The 17,523-nt window shown below is 33.7% G+C and carries 16 protein-coding genes and 2 tRNA genes; 11 read left to right on the top strand and 7 right to left on the bottom strand.

Going from position 1 to position 17,523, the window contains the following annotated elements:
• Positions 1-4: 4 nt before the first annotated feature.
• Positions 5-781 carry a TIGR03915 family putative DNA repair protein gene (locus tag NNH57_RS21195; protein WP_108807882.1) on the top strand — a complete coding sequence of 259 codons (777 nt, stop codon included), beginning with the start codon at positions 5-7 and terminating at the stop codon, positions 779-781.
• Positions 782-969: 188 nt separating this feature from the next.
• On the top strand, positions 970-1,410 hold the full coding sequence (locus NNH57_RS21190) for a hypothetical protein (protein ID WP_199915415.1): 441 nt from the start codon (positions 970-972) through the stop codon (positions 1,408-1,410).
• A gap of 64 nt (positions 1,411-1,474) precedes the next feature.
• On the opposite strand, the gene NNH57_RS21185 is transcribed toward NNH57_RS21190, so the two are convergent.
• Entirely contained in the window at positions 1,475-2,050 is a 576-nt protein-coding gene (locus NNH57_RS21185) for a nitroreductase family protein (protein WP_108807883.1), read from the bottom strand.
• A 78-nt stretch (positions 2,051-2,128) separates the two neighbouring features.
• Here NNH57_RS21185 and NNH57_RS21180 point away from each other — a divergent pair, with 78 nt between their 5' ends.
• Together NNH57_RS21180 and NNH57_RS21175 are read left to right on the top strand one after the other, a co-directional pair.
• Complete coding sequence (locus NNH57_RS21180) at positions 2,129-2,854, top strand: methyltransferase domain-containing protein (RefSeq protein WP_108807884.1); 726 nt, start codon at positions 2,129-2,131, stop codon at positions 2,852-2,854.
• Positions 2,832-3,269: a hypothetical protein gene (locus NNH57_RS21175; protein ID WP_234423368.1), complete on the top strand. Its 438-nt coding sequence runs from the start codon at positions 2,832-2,834 to the stop codon at positions 3,267-3,269. The genes NNH57_RS21180 and NNH57_RS21175 overlap by 23 nt, the downstream gene beginning before the upstream one ends.
• 2 nt (positions 3,270-3,271) lie before the next feature.
• Here the strand turns inward: NNH57_RS21175 and NNH57_RS21170 are convergent, their stop codons facing one another.
• Positions 3,272-4,396 carry a pentapeptide repeat-containing protein gene (locus NNH57_RS21170; RefSeq protein ID WP_159099217.1) on the bottom strand — a complete coding sequence of 375 codons (1,125 nt, stop codon included), beginning with the start codon at positions 4,394-4,396 and terminating at the stop codon, positions 3,272-3,274.
• A 128-nt stretch (positions 4,397-4,524) separates the two neighbouring features.
• Positions 4,525-4,746: a hypothetical protein gene (locus NNH57_RS21165; protein WP_074409613.1), complete on the bottom strand. Its 222-nt coding sequence runs from the start codon at positions 4,744-4,746 to the stop codon at positions 4,525-4,527.
• Positions 4,747-4,966: 220 nt separating this feature from the next.
• Between NNH57_RS21165 and NNH57_RS21160 the strand changes: the two genes are divergently transcribed.
• The 3 genes from NNH57_RS21160 (at position 4,967) to NNH57_RS21150 (ending at position 7,919) form a co-directional block, all read left to right on the top strand.
• A complete protein-coding gene (locus tag NNH57_RS21160; RefSeq protein ID WP_108807887.1) occupies positions 4,967-6,100 on the top strand; it encodes a formylglycine-generating enzyme family protein in 1,134 nt (377 codons plus the stop codon).
• A 223-nt stretch (positions 6,101-6,323) separates the two neighbouring features.
• A complete protein-coding gene (locus NNH57_RS21155) occupies positions 6,324-6,500 on the top strand; it encodes a class I lanthipeptide (RefSeq protein ID WP_199915416.1) in 177 nt (58 codons plus the stop codon).
• A gap of 174 nt (positions 6,501-6,674) precedes the next feature.
• Positions 6,675-7,919, top strand: coding sequence for a lanthionine synthetase LanC family protein (locus NNH57_RS21150; RefSeq protein ID WP_074409616.1), 1,245 nt, complete (start codon positions 6,675-6,677; stop codon positions 7,917-7,919).
• Between the two features lie 107 nt (positions 7,920-8,026).
• Here NNH57_RS21150 and NNH57_RS21145 read toward each other — a convergent pair.
• From NNH57_RS21145 to mutS, 3 genes are all read right to left on the bottom strand, one after another.
• Positions 8,027-8,111: transfer RNA gene (locus NNH57_RS21145), tRNA-Leu, on the bottom strand.
• 21 nt (positions 8,112-8,132) lie between these two features.
• A tRNA-Gly gene (locus NNH57_RS21140) sits at positions 8,133-8,204 on the bottom strand.
• Between the two features lie 97 nt (positions 8,205-8,301).
• Positions 8,302-10,893, bottom strand: a complete 2,592-nt coding sequence (mutS, locus tag NNH57_RS21135; RefSeq protein ID WP_108808224.1) for a DNA mismatch repair protein MutS — start codon at positions 10,891-10,893, stop codon at positions 8,302-8,304.
• 298 nt (positions 10,894-11,191) lie between these two features.
• On the opposite strand from mutS, the gene NNH57_RS21130 reads away from it, so the two are divergent.
• The 3 genes from NNH57_RS21130 to NNH57_RS21120 all read left to right on the top strand — a co-directional run bounded on the left by NNH57_RS21130 (position 11,192) and on the right by NNH57_RS21120 (position 15,560).
• Positions 11,192-11,725 (top strand): RNA methyltransferase, encoded by a 534-nt coding sequence (locus tag NNH57_RS21130; RefSeq protein ID WP_074409617.1) that lies wholly within the window; start codon positions 11,192-11,194, stop codon positions 11,723-11,725.
• A gap of 175 nt (positions 11,726-11,900) precedes the next feature.
• Positions 11,901-14,096, top strand: a complete 2,196-nt coding sequence (locus NNH57_RS21125) for a T9SS-dependent choice-of-anchor J family protein (RefSeq protein WP_108807888.1) — start codon at positions 11,901-11,903, stop codon at positions 14,094-14,096.
• 135 nt (positions 14,097-14,231) lie between these two features.
• A complete protein-coding gene (locus tag NNH57_RS21120; protein ID WP_108807889.1) occupies positions 14,232-15,560 on the top strand; it encodes a dipeptidase in 1,329 nt (442 codons plus the stop codon).
• A gap of 2 nt (positions 15,561-15,562) precedes the next feature.
• On the opposite strand, the gene folK is transcribed toward NNH57_RS21120, so the two are convergent.
• Positions 15,563-16,690, bottom strand: coding sequence for a 2-amino-4-hydroxy-6-hydroxymethyldihydropteridine diphosphokinase (gene folK / locus NNH57_RS21115; protein WP_074409620.1), 1,128 nt, complete (start codon positions 16,688-16,690; stop codon positions 15,563-15,565).
• Positions 16,691-16,791: 101 nt separating this feature from the next.
• Here folK and NNH57_RS21110 point away from each other — a divergent pair, with 101 nt between their 5' ends.
• Complete coding sequence (locus NNH57_RS21110; RefSeq protein ID WP_373419405.1) at positions 16,792-17,499, top strand: queuosine precursor transporter; 708 nt, start codon at positions 16,792-16,794, stop codon at positions 17,497-17,499.
• Positions 17,500-17,523: the final 24 nt, after the last annotated feature.

Raw genomic sequence — 17,523 nt, 5'->3', positions numbered from 1 at the left:
ACTTATGAATCCGCAAACGATATTACTATATGATGGAAGTTTTGAAGGATTTTTAAGTTGTGTTTTTATGGTATATGATCAAAAAATATCTGATGCCGTTATTAGAAAAGAATCAGAAACCAACACTCAACTATTTACAATAACAGAAGAGGTTATTACCGAGAAACATAAAGCATCCAGAGTATGGAAAGGGTTTAAATCTAAAACAACCCGAAATGAACAACAGGATTTCTTTAAAGTATTTTTAAGTGAAATCAAAGGTGTAGAAAATACATTATTGAGCTATATGCAAAATATTTTTACCAAAAAAGAGAATAGGAATATTGATTTTGGCAATAAAGATATTTTAAAAATTAGCCAGGTTGCGAGAATGGTAGGTCGGGAAAAGCACAGAATGGAAGCTTTTGTACGTTTTCAATTAACCAGTGATAATATATACACTGCGACTGTAGAACCAGATTTTAATGTTTTACCTCTAATCATTCATCATTTTAAGGATCGCTATGCCGATCAGCAATGGGTTATCTATGATGTTAAAAGAAATTATGGTATCTACTATGATCTAAACACTGTAGAAACAGTAACTATCGAAGGGCTTTCTAGAAAAAACACTCGTATTTCAGAAGGACTACTTGCTCAAAACGAAACCGAGTTTCAAAAACTATGGGGAACATACTACAATAATGTGAACATAAAATCCCGTAAAAACAACAAATTACATAAACAACACCTTCCAAAACGCTACTGGAAATACTTAACCGAGAAAAATAGTAGCCTATAATAATATATTGTTAAGAAATCTTCACCTATATAAACACCTAATTTACAAGTATAACAGGCACTTAGGCCTATGTAATTGTCAAATAATAAAAACCAGTGTGTATTTTTTACCCATCTTAAATTTCGAATAGATAAAATAAAGTATTAGATTTGGCGTTAAGTAACCAAAATTAACTATATCTATTTATTATGAAAAAATTTTTTTTAGGAGCTTTAGCTCTAGTATTTTTAACAGTAATCTCTTGTAAAGATGCTGCTAATAAAGCTGAAGAAGCAGCTGATACAGCAGAAGAAGCTGTTGAAGAAGTTGCAGAAAAAGTAGAAGAAGCTGCCGAAGAAGTTGCAGAAAAAGTAGAAGAAGCCGTTGACGGTGTTCCTAATTTTGACAACGAGGAAGTAAAAGCATACGTTGAAAAATATGAAGCTTATATGGCTGAATATGCAAAAATCGTAGAAAGCAAAGATATGACTGCTTTTGCTGGACTTGCTACAAAAGGATCAAAACTTGGAGAAGAAGCTGCTGGTATTGCTGGAAAATTATCTGGTGATGATGTTAAAAAATGGACTGACTATATGACTGCTAGTTCTGAAAAGATGCAAGCACTTGCTAAAAAAATGACTCAGCAGTAGTCATATTTTAAAATACAATAAGTCGTATGACTTATAAAAACCATCCACAATGTGGATGGTTTTTTTATTCCATCCATTGTACTTTACTCTCTACCGGTTCTCGTTTTGATGTATTCTTCTCGTCTTCATCATAATACCCTAGATAAAAGAAACCTAGACATCGTTCTCCTTCTTCAAAATCAAAAAAATCACCCATATAGTTGATTAATTTGGGGCTGCTCCAATAGCAACCAATATCGTTTGCCGTGCAAGTCAGCCACATATTCTGTACTGCCATTGCAGTCGAGGCAACTTCTTCCCACTCGGGAACACGTTCCTTGGGATCTCGTTGCATACAGATCGCAACTATCGCACTGGCAGATTTACAGTTATTGATTATTTTATTATACTTAAATGGAGAAAAATCTTCATCAGAAGTGATATCGGTATATGTATCTGATAAAAATGCACCCAATCGATCTTTGGCTTCTCCTTCTACCACCTTAAAACGCCAGGGTTGCGTGAGTTTATGCGTTGGAGCCCAATTTGCATTCTCTAACAACATCTTAATCAGATCCTTAGATACAGTTTTACCATTGTATTGCGCAGGAAAAACAGATCGTCTCCTCCTAATTATTTCATTAATATCGGCTTTAAACATCGTATTTTCATCTTTTTTTGTAAAGTTATTATTATTCTAAGGACTAAAAACACCTGTATCATTAATTAATATAATATTGTGAACCTTAGAGTTCGACTACATAAACCTGAGCAACTAGACAATTTATCCCTATCAGGAGGAATACTTAATTCTACATTAGACAGCTTAAAATTTATAAATACTTATTTTGGCAATCACAGACAATTAAGTAAAGCGATACTGCATTATTGTAAAACGCAACCTGTGATAGAAAGAATTCATATTGTTGATATTGGTTGTGGTGGTGGAGATTGTATTATGCATATCTCTAACATACTAAAGAAGCATAGAATAAAAACCACATTTACAGGAATTGATGGCAATCCTAAAAGCATTTCTTATGCGCGGCAAAATAACCCTGACCCTACTCATATTAGTTTTAATACCGCTAATATTCTAGATAAGGATTTTGCGTTACCAGATTGTGATTTGTTGATCAGCAGCCATTTTATGTATCATTTTAATAACGAAAATCTAATCGATTTTTTAAAGAAGTTACAATCTAATACCGTAAAACATATTATTTTTAGTGAATTATACAGAAGTAAAATGGCGTATCATATATTTAAAACAATACGTTTTATACTTCCTGTTTCGGATATGGCAAAAAAGGATGGGTTGATTGCTATACAACGAGCTTTTACTAATAAAGAATTAGAAACAATTATTCGCAAGAGTGCAATAGAAAAACATCGTATTACCAAAAAGCCGTTTTTCCGTATGATTGCTCAAATATATTTTCATGATGAAAAGAATATTATCTAAACATATAGATACTCTAAAAGAAGTGCCAAAAACTTTAATCCTAACGTATATTGTTATTTATTTCCTATGGGGAATGGGAATGAATCGTTTTGGAGCAGAAGTAGAAATTGCCAGATTTACATACTGGTGGCAAGTAATTACATGTTACATTTTATATATGGTACCTATTTCGATTATCTTAAAGCAATACTCTTCTTTTGAGCAATATGCATATGGATTGGTTGCAATGGGAATATTAGAATTTTTAGGGTATTGGCTTCAATCATCCTATGCATATCCCGATAATATCCTAGATAAGATATTTAACCCTCAAAACTTCAGTTTAGGGATGGCTTTATTCTTTGCATTATATTTTCCGGCAGGAAATTGGCTCGTTAAAAAAGTACATGACCTAATTTTTACAAGCGATAAATAGTATTATTTTTTGGGAACGAGAACAAACTGTTTCTTTCCTTGTTTTTTAATCCTATATTTTTTTGCGATATCTCCAGCACCTTCCAGGTCCAAAGTATCCGAAATATATGCTATCCAATCTTGTCTATCTACAATAACATTATCCAAAATGGCATCTGTTAAATTTGCATTTTCTAATTTGGTTCCCCACAATATCGCTTCAGAGAGATCGGCTCCACTAAGGTCTGCTCCATACAAATTAGCATTTGTAAAATCAACACTTAACAATTCTGCCCGTTGTAGATTAGCATTATGCAATCGCACTCTTTTTAAGTTACCGTCTGATAAATTAATTTTACTCATTCGTACTTCTTTAAGGTCACAGCTTTCCATATTTGCAGCAGGCATCTGAGCTTCTGTTAGATCAGAGTAATCTAATCGTGCATATTTAAGATTAACTCCTCTTCCCAGGTTAACCTTTCTAAGATTTGTATATCTAAACTCTGCAGAATTTAAAATATCCTGTGAAGATTCTAGCCCCAAATCACTTTTTAAAAGCGTAAATAGTAGTTGTCCCCGTTCTGGACTAATTGGTTTATCAATCAACACTCCATCATCAATATAGCGATATGGTTTCATCGCCATACACAAACCAACTATTCTAGCTTCTAATGTTTTACTTATATTACGACTACCAGAACCTTTATATTTTAATTCCTCATTTAAATCGGTAAGAACATCACCCATTACAAATACCAATGATGATCTTCGGTCTGCTTCTACAAGGTTATTCTGGCTGGTAATTAATTTATTTTGATTTAGCAATAGCTTTGTTTGAAAAATCAATACCAATGAAGGAACTATGGCAAATAAAAATGCAAACAATCCAATTCTTGTCACTCGCCAGATTACACTAGAAGATACATCAGAAACTGTATCTACAGAAACTGTTTTATATTCTTTATACTCATTAATAGCAGCACTAATACTTCTCTTAAGTCGATTGCCAAAAATTGGAGTACTGGATTTTTTTAAGAGCCACCATCTAAATCTTCTTTTTTTCTGTTTCCCTTTATTAATTTTATCCAGCTTATCCTGAAGTAACTTATTTTCGTTTTTTAACCGTTCAATATAATCTTGTTCGTTCACAGCGCTATAGATTTGGATATTAAAACGCATAAGATATAAAAGTTATTACTACTTTAAAAAAAAGAGAGCTTTCTTAACGCAGTAAAAAAGCCCTCTTTGATCATAGTAAAATCAGTAGTGGTGTTTTTTCATTCGAGATAAGTCGAGATATCTTCTGCAATATCTTCTATTATAGAGAGTTCTTCCTGATCATCGATAAGATGAATAGTTTTTATCAAAAGCTGTACATATCCCGCTACATATGCTTTCTTTTTTTTATCGCTCACATACTCTTTGCCTTCTACCACTATAAATGCGATTAAATTGCGTATAATCAATTGGATCTCTGAAATATCTAGCTCCTTTTTCATTAGAAATATTTTAAGTAACTCCCTAAGAATTAGATACTAAAATATAATTATGCACTTCAAAAAATAGAAAAACAGCCTAATTAAAAGACTGATCTTCGATTAAAAGCAGCTTTTATCGTTTTGTAGAGTATCCCAAAAACTTTATCTTTTTATGATCTAAAAAAGATTACATTTGAATCACCAGCTTAAAACAACTTCGATATAAAAACACAAATACTACATGAATAGGGATACATACTGCAAAAGATATAGAAAAGAGCTACTACTACTTATCTTTTTTGCAATAATTACAAGTTGTAAAAAAGAACAAGAGCTCAAAAAAGTTGAAAAAACCTCAACTAAACAACAGACACAAATCATTAAAGATCTACCAAAAGGAATGGCAATCCCAGAAGGAATGGTTTGGATTCCTGGAGGAAGTTTCAATCAAGGAGCTATAAAAAATGATCCTATGATCATGAAACATGAAGCCCCTGCTCATCCTGTTTCTGTAGATGGTTTTTTTATGGATATAACAGAAGTTACAAATGCACAATTTAAAAAATTTGTTGATGCTACAAACTATATAACAGTCGCAGAGCGAGAGATTGTTTGGGAAGAAATGAAAAAGCAATTACCTCCCAACGCTCCTAAACCTCATGATTCTATATTGCAACCCGGTTCGCTTATTTTCAAAAAAACAAAAAAGAGTGTTCCTAACCTTTTCGACTATTCTCAATGGTGGTTATGGAAGATTGGAGCCAACTGGAAACACCCTTTAGGTCCAGAAAGTTCTATTGAAGGAAAAGACGAATATCCTGTTGTACATATTGCTTATGAAGATGCTGTGGCATATTGCAAATGGGCAGGTAGAAGATTACCTACTGAAGCCGAATGGGAATATGCCTCCCGAGGTAAAGAAAAAAACACTATTTTTTTCTGGGGAAATGACATCAAGGATTTAAGTAGTCATGCCAATACATGGGAAGGAGAGTTTCCACTACAAAACACCAAAGTAGATGGTTATGAAAATAAGGCTCCTGTTCGTTCCTATCCGCCTAATTCATACAACCTATATGATATGGCCGGAAACGTTTGGGAATGGACACAAGATTGGTACAATACAACGTATTACAATCAATTAAAACAACAAGGGTTAACTCATAATCCCAAGGGTGCTGCAAAACCATATAATCCTAATAATCCTGCTTTGCGAGAAAAAGTCATAAAAGGTGGTTCTTTTTTATGTAATGATTCTTATTGTGCCAGTTATCGTAATAGCGCACGAATGGCCACTAGTATGGATTCTTCGCTTGAGCATCTAGGGTTTAGAACGGTTCTAAGTCTGAATATGGTTAATGCTTCGAAAAAATAAAGTAAAGATATGAGCATATAAAGAGCGATGTACTCAAAATTATATGAAGAAAAAACTCCTTATATCACCACCTATCACCCCTTGTTTTATGCTAAAAGAAGAACAAACCATAAGTTTCTGAAACAAAAAGCTGTCTTCAGTTTTATTTTTTTGATCGGAGAAGTTCATATCTACCTAATTATCATTACTTTAGCAACACTCTTAATTCAAAATTTTTTAAATCATGAATAAAAAGCTAGTTTTAAACAAGAAGACAATTTCTGCACTAAATGACAAACATCTACTTAATATCCGAGCAGGAGGCGATGCGATAGAGGGAGATTTCACCTCATTTGGTGATAAATGTGGGAAGAAAAAAACTTGTAATTCTAAATGCAACACCTGTTGTCCTCCTAATTAAATTCTAACTATCAAAAATATAGGCTATATATCTTATTTTTTGGATGTATAGCCTATATCAAAATTGTACCAAAAGGTTTATTATTATTTTTTTCATTACATACAACAGAATTTTCTTCTATTTCTGTTAATGAGAAGAATATTCATTTTCAAGAATCATGTTACAAACTTTAATATGAATGAATTAAAGACAGTTATTGATGGTATCAAAAACGAATTACTGATCCGAAAAAATATTCTTAAAAAACATTCCCAATTATACTTTGGATCGATAGGTAAAATAATGTTTCTTTCTAACTATCTACAATATTCTGATGAAGAAAAGATTCAAACAGAATTATGGAGGCTAATCGAAGAGTTAATATTACAAACAGAAAACTCTGTACAATCTAATTATTTCAGTAATGGTCTTTGTGGATTAGCATGGTCGCTAAAATGGCTTGAAAACTGTGGCATCCTCGAGGAGCAAAACGAACTGCTATATCCTATTGATTCAAGACTAAAAGAATTAACTCTACAGTGTGATCATTATGATTTAATGTATGGTTTAATTGGCTATGGGGTATATTTTTTGGAATCTGGAAATAAAGAGATGACAAAAAAAATAGTTGAAAAAGTGATAAAGTTATCTAATAAAACAAAGTATGGAAAAATTTGGTTCGATACTCTTTCGGAGTACGATATTAATGCTAATTCAAAATCCTCAAATAGAGTAATTAATATTGGTTTAGCACATGGAATCCCTAGTATAATCTCATATTTATCATCTGCTTATCGTTTCAATCCTACTTTTGATTTAAGAGAAATTGTTCTTAGTCTCATTAATGTAATCAAAGAATTAACTGTTGTAGGAGGCAATAAATTGTTTTCACATTTATATGATGAAAATCTTAATCCTATTAACGGTTATGATCATTCAAAACTTGCTTGGACATATGGAGATATTACTATGGGATTTTCTTTGGTAAAAGCGGGTTATACTCTTAATGAAAAAAGCATTATTGATTATGGATTACAGATACTTAACAAAACTATAGATAGATCACTTAAAGGCTCTGATATTTATCAAAAAAAAATAATTTCTGCAATAGACACATCATTTTGCAATGGAACTTCTGGAGTCGCTCATTTATATGGAAGGTTATTTCAGTTAACAAAAAATAAAGAATATTTGAAAAAAACTGATTATTGGATTACAAAAACATTACACGGCTCCTTAAAGGATAAACGTAGGGGAATTTACGGCTATGTTTCTTATGGATTTGATGAAAATTATTTTTTAATTACGAAAGAGATTGATCCAACTTTATTTAGTGGAGTTTCAGGAACTGCTCTAGTGTTACTTGAATATCAATTTAGTAATAATTACTTAATAAATAATTCAACAGGGTGGGACAAAATTTTCCTAACCAATGTATAAGAAAAGCTCATTCTTTAAGATTATTGATTTTAAATCTAAAAGAAGAAAAAAGCAAGAGATGTCTAAAAACAAAGAAACCCTTTGATTTTTCAAAGGGTTGTCTTAAGTACTGAAGGCGGGACTTGAACCCGCACGGCCTTACAGGCCATTGGATTTTAAGTCCAACGTGTCTACCAATTCCACCACTTCAGCTTGGTATATATTTTATCTCAGAGCGAAAGACGGGATTTGAACCCGCGACCCTCACCTTGGCAAGGTGATGCTCTACCCCTGAGCTACTTTCGCAGTATGTTTTAAGAACTTCGCAACTCGTTATTGCGGATGCAAATTTAAAACAATTCTAGTAATACCAAAGTCTTTTTACAAAAAAGAATATTTTTTTTTACACCTGCGATGCTTTCTTCCTGGTTAACATACGTTTAATCTCATTAAGCTTCATTAATGCTTCTACCGGAGTAAGCGTATCAATATCGATATCCAGAATTTCTTCTTTGATTTCTTCTAATAAAGGATCATCCAAATTAAAGAAGCTCAATTGCACCTTGTCTTCTTCCTGCATCCCTTTAATCTTATCGGTAAGTTCTTCGCTACTATGCGATTTTTCAAGCTTCTTAAGCATCTTATTTGCTCTATGCAAAACTTGCTGAGGCATTCCTGCCATTTTAGCTACATGAATCCCAAAGCTATGCTCACTACCACCAGGAACTAGTTTACGTAAAAAAAGAACAGTGTCTTTTAATTCTTTTACCGATACATTATAATTTTTAATGCGACCAAAGGTCTCACACATCTCATTTAACTCGTGATAATGTGTAGCAAATAAGGTCTTAGGCCTTGCCGGATACTCGTGTAAAAATTCACTAATTGCCCAGGCAATAGATATTCCATCATAGGTGCTGGTTCCTCGGCCAATCTCATCTAATAATACTAAACTACGATCAGATATATTATTTAAGATACTTGCAGTTTCATTCATCTCTACCATAAATGTAGATTCTCCCATAGAGATATTATCACTCGCTCCTACTCTGGTAAATATTTTATCGATCACTCCTATCTTTGCTTCTTCCGCAGGAACAAAACATCCCATTTGCGCCAATAACACAATTAATGCAGTCTGTCTTAATATTGCAGATTTACCACTCATATTAGGGCCCGTGATCATAATGATCTGTTGATTATCTCTATCCAACAGAACATCATTAGCGATATACTGCTCACCTGGCGGCAATTGTTTCTCGATCACAGGATGTCGACCATTTTTAATTTCTAAATCATGCGACTCATCGATTAGAGGGCGTACATATTGATTTTCTGTAGCAAGCTGAGCAAAAGAACATAAACAATCTAGTTGCCCTATTAAAGTAGCATTTAGCTGTACAGGTTTGATATACTCACTCATCCAGAGTACAAGGTCGCCAAATAATTGTTGTTCTAGCGCCAGAATTTTTTCTTCTGCTCCAAGAATTTTGGCCTCATATTCCTTAAGTTCTTCTGTGATATAACGTTCTGCATTTACCAGAGTTTGTTTACGAATCCAGGTATCAGGAACTTTATCTTTATGGGTATTTCGAACCTCGATATAATACCCAAATACATTATTCGAAGCTATTTTTAAAGAAGTAATGCCAGTAGTTTCAGTTTCCCGCTCCAGCATTTTATCCAAATAATCTTTTCCTGAAAAAGCAATAGACCTTAACTCATCTAATTCTTCTAAATATCCATTAGCAATTGTGTTTCCTTTCAACACATTTACGGGGGCTTCTTCATTTAAAGTCTCTTTGATCTTATTGCGTAATAGCTCACAGTCACTAAGAGTTTCTCCTATTACTTTTAGCGCTTCGTTATCACTATTTGATGCTTGTGATTTTATAGGTACAATTGCTTCCAAAGAGTTTTTAAGCTGAATAACCTCACGAGGGTTTACTTTTCCGGTAGCTACTTTAGAAATCAATCGTTCAATATCTCCTATCTGCTTAATCTGATGCTGAATTTTTTGATGCAATGATGTGTTATTCAAAAAAAACTGCACTACTTCATGACGTTTTTGAATGGCAGTAATATTCTTAAGTGGTAATGCCAACCAACGTTTTAATGTACGACCACCCATAGGTGAGATCGTTTTATCTATAACATCAAGTAAAGTTACCGCATTTGCTGCATTGGCATGATATAGCTCAAGATTACGTATCGTAAAACGATCCATCCAGATATACTGATCTTCTGCAATACGTTGGATCCCTGTAATATGTTTTAATTTATGATGTTGGGTTTCGCCAAGGTAATGAAGAATTACACCAGCCGCTATAACACCTTCCTGCAAATGATCTACTCCAAATCCTTTTAATGTCTTTGTACCAAAATGTTTGTTTACAGTCTCATCTGCATAATCAGGTTTAAATACCCAATCTTCCATAAAGAATGTATGAAAATCATGGCCAAAATCTTGTTCAAAATCTTTCTTTTTTGGCTTGCTAATCAGAACCTCACTAGGGTTAAAGTTTTGCATCAACTTATCCATATGCGCTACATCACCCTGAGCGGTAAGAAATTCTCCTGTAGAAACATCCAGAAATGCTACTCCTAATTCTTTTTTTCCATAGTGCAACGCACATAAAAAGTTATTGGTTTTGCTCTGTAATACCTCGTCATTAAGAGCAACTCCTGGAGTTACAAGCTCTGTCACCCCTCGCTTAACAATAGTTTTGGTCTGTTTAGGGTCTTCTAACTGGTCACAGATAGCAACTCGCTCACCTGCTTTAACCAATTTTGGTAAATACGTATTTAAAGAATGATGCGGAAACCCAGCCAATGCTGTTTCCTGCTCACTTCCATTACCTCTTTTGGTTAAAACAATATTCAAAATAGCCGCAGCTTTAATTGCATCTGCTCCGAAAGTTTCATAAAAATCCCCTACTCTAAATAACAATAATGCATCAGGATACTTAGCCTTAATAGCATTGTATTGTTTCATTAATGGAGTTACTTTTTTTCCGTTTTTTGCTGCCAATGAAGTATAATTTTATGAATCATGCTAAAGTAGCTATTCTTCTATTTTTTTTGAAATATAGCTGTTAGGAGTTATTCAATTTTATTCACAATTTTTCCTCAACATAAAAAGAGGCCTACACTACATTGAATAAAGAACTTCATAATTTGTTTTAAATATATGATTGTCTAACCATAAAGTTCGTTTCAAAAAACACAAAGAATTCTCAAAGTTTTATCGAGTATCAATCGTAGAATTTGTGATAAATACTATTTTTGCGATAATGGAAGGAAGCAGAAAACTCAAAAATAACGAACTCGATCGCAAAACTGTACAAGAATTTAAGGCATCAGAAAAGACTCCTTTAATTATCATTCTGGATAACATTCGAAGTTTAAACAATATTGGATCTGTATTTAGAACTGCAGATGCATTTTTGATAGAAAAAATATACCTCTGCGGTATAACAGCTACTCCTCCTCATAAAGATATTCAAAAAACTGCACTAGGAGCTACCGATACTGTAGATTGGGAATATCAAAAAGACACTTTAGAACTTATACAGGGTCTTAAATCACAGCATGTAAATATTTTATCTATCGAGCAGGCAGAAAATGCAACTATGTTAAATGACTTTATTCCAGAACGTAATCAAAAATACGCAATCATTTTTGGTAATGAAGTTAAGGGTGTCCAACAGCAAGTTGTGTCAGAAAGTGATACTGTTATCGAGATTCCTCAATATGGTAGTAAGCATTCTCTTAATATTTCGGTTAGTGCAGGAGTTGTAATCTGGGATATTTTTAATAAGCTTTAGAAGATTTTAGATAAAAACAACGATACGTTTCATTTTCTTTTTGGAAACAAAACCTCAGCACTTCATCCTTGTCTTTTTAACACAAATAATGATTTTATAAGGGTTATTTAGCTTTTTTACGTCTTTATTAATAAGAACTATTAAAAAACATTAACAAATAACCAAACTCAAACTTATGAAATCAAGAAAACAAGCAGTTGTTTTTCTCGCGCTCGCCATGCTAACAACAATACGATTCGGATTTGCTCAAGAAAAAGATTGTGGTGCAGAACCGCCTAAAAACTACGATACTTTTATGCTTAAACGCCTTAAATCTATTACTGATAACGGTAGTAAGGCTTTAGCAACACCTGTATCATTACCAATACAACATCATGTCTCGCGTAACTCGAGCGGAGGCTCTCCTGCAGTATCCAGCGCACAGATTCAAAATGTAATGAATGAACTAAATGCAACGTATGCTCCGATGAATATTTCATTTCACGAATATGCACCTACCAAATACATTGACAAGACTAGCTGGAATAATTCTTTTAACAAAAATAATGATAGTCAACTAGTACAATATGAAGTTGCAGAGGCTATCAATATTTTTTACTTTTCTGAAGTTACTTCGGGGAGTTCTACCATCTGTGGATTTGCTAAATTTCCGGGAACCGGAAACCGAGCAATATTAGATGCTTCTTGCTCACAAAACGGCTCTACTTCTTCCCATGAATTAGGACATTATTTTTCTATCCTGCACACACATTCTACATCTAATGGAAGAGAACTTGTGCGACGAACAAATTGCTCTTCTGCAGGAGATTTTTTCTGCGATACCCCAGCAGATCCAAGACTTAGTGGCCTTGTTAATTCTGGTTGTAATTATACCGGAACAGCAACAGATGCTAATGGAGATCAATATCAACCCGATGTAAACAACGTGATGTCTTACACTCGTAAAAGTTGTCGCACCGGAGGATTCTCAAGTCAACAACAAAATGCTATTGTGGCGTCATTAGAATCAGACAGAGCTTATTTAACCAGCTCAACAAATCCACCTGCATGTACCTCTATTAGTAATTTTCCGTATAGCGAAAGTTTTGAATCTGGATTAGGAGATTGGACCAATGCCACAGGGGATGATATCGAATGGACAAGAGACTCTAACGGAACTCCTTCATCGGGAACAGGGCCTTCTACAGCGCAAAACGGTTCTTTCTACCTTTACACAGAAGCATCTACAAATGTAACACCAGCCGGAAGCCCTAACAAAACAGCAATATTAAACAGCCCATGTATAGATTTAAGTCAGGCTAGCAATATGTCTTTAGAATTTGGATACCATATGTTAGGAAGTGATATAGGTACTATAGAAGTTTTGGTAAGTACTAATGATGGAACATCTTACACCTCTATTTGGTCCCAAAACGGAGCTAAAGGAGACATCTGGAATCAAGCAATTGTTAATCTTTCTGGATATTCTGGTTCTGTGATTAGATTGCAGTTTAAAGGAACAACAGGAGCGAGCTGGAGAAGTGATATAGCAATTGATAATATCAAAATCAAAACAACCACAACCAATCCTTCTTCTTGTAACGGGATTACCAGTTTTCCGTATAACGAAAGTTTTGAATCTGGAATTGGTGAATGGACACAAGAAACCGGTGATAATATAAACTGGACAGTTGATAGCAATGGTACGCCATCATCTAGTACAGGGCCATCTTCTGCAACTAACGGTAGTAATTATATCTTTACTGAAGCCTCTGGTAGCGGAAATGGATATCCTAATAAAGTAGCTTTATTAACAAGCCCTTGTGTAGATTTAACCAATGAATCAAATGTACAACTTAGCTTTGATTATCACATGTATGGATCAAATATGGGTACTTTAGAGGTGCGTGTATCTACCAATGATGGTGTAAACTGGACCACTGCCTGGAGTAAAAATGGAAACCAGGGAAATAGTTGGAGTTCTCAAACCGTAAGCTTATCTGCTTATAGTGGATCTACAATAAAATTGCAACTTAAAGGAACTACAGGATCTAGTTACAGAAGTGATATGGCTATCGATAATTTAAAAATTACTTCTGGTTCTACGGATAGTGATCTCATTGACAATGAAATCTATACAGCAAATCAAAAGATAACGATCTACCCCAACCCTATTACATCTGGTTCTTTATCGATCCAACATCCTGGATTCTCGAAAAATGGAGGAAAAACACAAATCACCATTACAGATTTTCTAGGAAAAACAATTGATATAGTAGATTCTAACAACGAAACTACAGCTTACGATGTTAGTAATCTAAGTAACGGCGTTTATTTTATAATCATTAAGAATAAAGAAGGACAAGTAACTCGAAAATTTATCAAAAGATAAGATTTGTTTAGTTTTTTTTTGAATTTAACCCAACTGCCTGAGAATTTTTTTCGGGCAGTTTTTATTACTAAAAATATCATCTGGAATTTGTTTTGTAAGTTTATGACACTATAAAACACATAATCACATCTAATTATGAAAAACTTTTCAATTTTTGCTGCTATTGTACTCTTACTTATTTCATGCAAACAAGAAAATATGAAAAAAGATACTTCTACAGAAGATCAACCAACCGTTACAGAGGATCAACTTATCGCCAAAGCAAAAGAAATTCATAATAAAGTCATTACTCTGGATACTCACTGTGATATTAATGTAAAAAACTTTACAGACTCTATCAATTACACTCAAGATCTTAGTTCACAAATCACTTTGCCAAAAATGAAAAAGGGCGGATTAGATGTTGCCTGGTTTATTGTTTATACAGGACAAGACTCTCTAACCACCAAAGGTTATGAAAAAGCATATGAAATTGCAATGTCAAAATTTAAGGCTATTCATAAACTAGCAGAAGAAATTGCACCGGATCAAATTGAATTAGCCTTAACATCTGATGATGTTCGTCGTATTCATAAAAAAGGAAAGAAAGTAGCTATGATTGGTATCGAAAATGGATATCCCGTAGGAACGGATATTAGTAATGTAAAGAAGTTTCATGACCTTGGTGCCAGATATATGTCACTTTCTCATAATGGGCATAGTCAGCTTTGTGATTCTAATACTGGCGAAGCAGATGGTATTTGGTTGCATAATGGCTTAAGCGATCTAGGGAAAGAAGTTATTGCAGAAATGAATAAAACAGGGATTATGATAGATGTTTCTCACCCTTCTAAAGAATCTATGCGACAAATGATCAAACTTACCAAAGCTCCGATCATTGCTTCTCACTCTTCTGCAAGAGCATTATGTGATCATAGTAGGAATCTTGATGATGAACAATTGCAATGGTTAAAAGAAAATGGTGGGGTGGTTCAAACCGTAGCTTTTACCTCCTACCTAAATACAGAGAAGTTTGAAAAACGAAATGAAAAAGAAGTAGAAATAGCCAAGCAGATTGCCGATTCTATGGGAGTAACCTGGATAGATCGTAAAGAAATAACTAAGCTCGGCACCGAAGAAAAAGAAAAGTACTATGATTTTTACATGAAAATGCTAACGATTCGAAGGGAAAAAGTAAAGAAAATGGATGATCTTCCTCCTGCTGTGGATGTAGTAGATTTTGTAAATCATATTGATTATATGGTTAATAAAATTGGCATTGATCATGTAGGGATTAGCTCTGATTTTGATGGAGGCGGTGGAATTGAAGGTTGGAGCGATGCTTCAGAAACATTTAATGTAACTCTAGAATTGGTAAAACGGGGATATACCGAAGAACAAATCGAAAAGTTATGGAGTGGGAATCTGTTACGTGTTCTTGATGAAGTGCAGAAAGTAGCAAAAGAGCTAAATCAAGCAGGATAATATTATTTTGAGATCTCTTCGATAATCGAAATGTAATCAGATCGGTTTGCTATAAAATCCCGTTTAGATACATCTATTATCCTTACATTAAATTCTGGTTGTGATTTTATAAATTGCAAATACCCCTTATTGATCTTATCCAGATAATCTGCAGGGATTTTTTGCTCATAATCCCTTCCTCTTTTTTTGATATTTTCTAAAAGACGTTCTGTATCTTGATATAAATACACATATAGTCCGGGTTTAGTCAAATTTCTATACATCAAGTCAAATACTTTTTTGTACAGCATAAATTCTTCTGATTGTAAGGTAACCTTAGCAAAAATCAATGATTTAAATACATCATAATCACTAACTACAAAATCTTTAAACAAATCAAATTGAGCAATATCATCCTGCAAACGCTGATAACGATCTGCCAGAAAAGACATTTCGAGAGGAAAAGCATAACGCTCCATATCCTCATAAAATTTTGGTAAAAAAGGATTATCTGCAAAACGTTCCAAAATAAGTTTTGCATTAAACTCTTGAGCTATAAGCTGTGCCAAACTTGTCTTACCAGCTCCAATATTTCCTTCGACAGTTAGGAATTGAAAGCGGGACAAGGCATACTTTTCTTTTGGGTTAACTATTTTCTCACCAAGCAAAGTAACTTTTGAATCATCTGAAGTACTATCTAACAATTGCTTTACGGTTTGCTTCAATTTTGGATGCACCATACCTCCTGCAATCTCTGCTAGCGGCTCTAATACAAATTTTCGATCCTGCATTGCAGGATGAGGAACTATCAAGTCTTTGGTTTCTATATCTCCTTCAGAAGAAAAAATAATATCCAGATCAATCGTTCTTGCCTCATACCCTTTACCATCTGTTCTATTTCTACCCAGAGAATTTTCAATTTCTAATAGCATTGTTAACACCTCATTTTCAGAAAGAAAAGTACGTACCGCAATACAAGCATTATAAAAATCATCACTACTAAATCCCCAGGCTGGAGTTTGATACACCCCAGAAATCGAAACCAAATCCCCTATCGATTCATATATATCATTAACAGCATTTTGTAGAAAATCCATACGATTTCCTATATTACTTCCTAACGAAATATGTAACAGACGGGATGTTTTCAAGATTGGATTTTTTATATTCTGATCAGAACTCCTTATTTTTAGAACAAATTAAACAAAACAAAATCACTTCGCCTTATTTTTAAGTAAACTATTATTTTATTTTGACAGAAACTCCTCTGAATTTAAAAAACAAACGCGTAGCCTATCGAATATACCTGATACTTGGCGCACTTTTCATATCATCATTAGTAGTATCTAATCTTATTTTTCAAAAATTCTTTTATTGGGATTTTTTCGGAATATATACTTTTGAAATTTCTGTAGGAATCCTACCATATCCTATCACTTTTTTGATAACCGATATTATTAGTGAAATATTTGGCAAGAGAAAAGCGAATCAAATTGTTACGGCCGGTATTTTTGCATCCTTTTTTTCATTACTCATTGTATATGCATCAGCTTCGGTACCTGCAACAGTTTGGTCTCCTATAGATGACGATATATTTAATCAGGTTTTTGGTGCTACAGTAATCGCCGTATTTGCATCAATGATGGCTTATCTTTTTGCACAATATATTGATATCCAGGTTTTTCATTTCTGGAAACGTGTTACAAAAGGGAAACATCTTTGGTTACGAAATAATTTTTCTACTTTTTCTTCTCAATTTATAGACACCCTAACAGTTCTTTTGTTATTATGTTCTGCTGGTATTATAGATTGGGATCGCTTTGGAATATTATTACTTAATGGTTTTTTGTTTAAAATATTGGTCGCTGCACTAGACACTCCTATTTTATACCTATGTGTGTATGTTATAAGAAAACGATTTAAACTAAAACAAGGTGGTGAATTAGCTCTGGAAATTTAAAATCTAACAAATAGTTAACTTAAA

Origin of the sequence: Aquimarina spinulae, from assembly GCF_943373825.1 — a bacterium.
Lineage (GTDB): Bacteria > Bacteroidota > Bacteroidia > Flavobacteriales > Flavobacteriaceae > Aquimarina > Aquimarina spinulae.
Note: the sequence above shows the minus strand (reverse complement) of the source record. Positions and strands in the feature narration are given on the sequence as shown.

What these genes read in the sequence shown, in the direction of transcription:
- NNH57_RS21195 (WP_108807882.1), top strand. Translation starts at nt 5, where the DNA reads ATGAATCCGCAAACGATATTACTATATGATGGAAGTTTTGAAGGATTT.
- NNH57_RS21190 (WP_199915415.1), top strand. Translation starts at nt 970, where the DNA reads ATGAAAAAATTTTTTTTAGGAGCTTTAGCTCTAGTATTTTTAACAGTA.
- NNH57_RS21185 (WP_108807883.1), bottom strand. Translation starts at nt 2,050, where the DNA reads ATGTTTAAAGCCGATATTAATGAAATAATTAGGAGGAGACGATCTGTT.
- NNH57_RS21175 (WP_234423368.1), top strand. Translation starts at nt 2,832, where the DNA reads ATGATGAAAAGAATATTATCTAAACATATAGATACTCTAAAAGAAGTG.
- NNH57_RS21165 (WP_074409613.1), bottom strand. Translation starts at nt 4,746, where the DNA reads ATGAAAAAGGAGCTAGATATTTCAGAGATCCAATTGATTATACGCAAT.
- NNH57_RS21160 (WP_108807887.1), top strand. Translation starts at nt 4,967, where the DNA reads ATGAATAGGGATACATACTGCAAAAGATATAGAAAAGAGCTACTACTA.
- NNH57_RS21155 (WP_199915416.1), top strand. Translation starts at nt 6,324, where the DNA reads ATGAATAAAAAGCTAGTTTTAAACAAGAAGACAATTTCTGCACTAAAT.
- NNH57_RS21150 (WP_074409616.1), top strand. Translation starts at nt 6,675, where the DNA reads ATGAATGAATTAAAGACAGTTATTGATGGTATCAAAAACGAATTACTG.
- mutS (WP_108808224.1), bottom strand. Translation starts at nt 10,893, where the DNA reads ATGAAACAATACAATGCTATTAAGGCTAAGTATCCTGATGCATTATTG.
- NNH57_RS21130 (WP_074409617.1), top strand. Translation starts at nt 11,192, where the DNA reads ATGGAAGGAAGCAGAAAACTCAAAAATAACGAACTCGATCGCAAAACT.
- NNH57_RS21125 (WP_108807888.1), top strand. Translation starts at nt 11,901, where the DNA reads ATGAAATCAAGAAAACAAGCAGTTGTTTTTCTCGCGCTCGCCATGCTA.
- NNH57_RS21120 (WP_108807889.1), top strand. Translation starts at nt 14,232, where the DNA reads ATGAAAAACTTTTCAATTTTTGCTGCTATTGTACTCTTACTTATTTCA.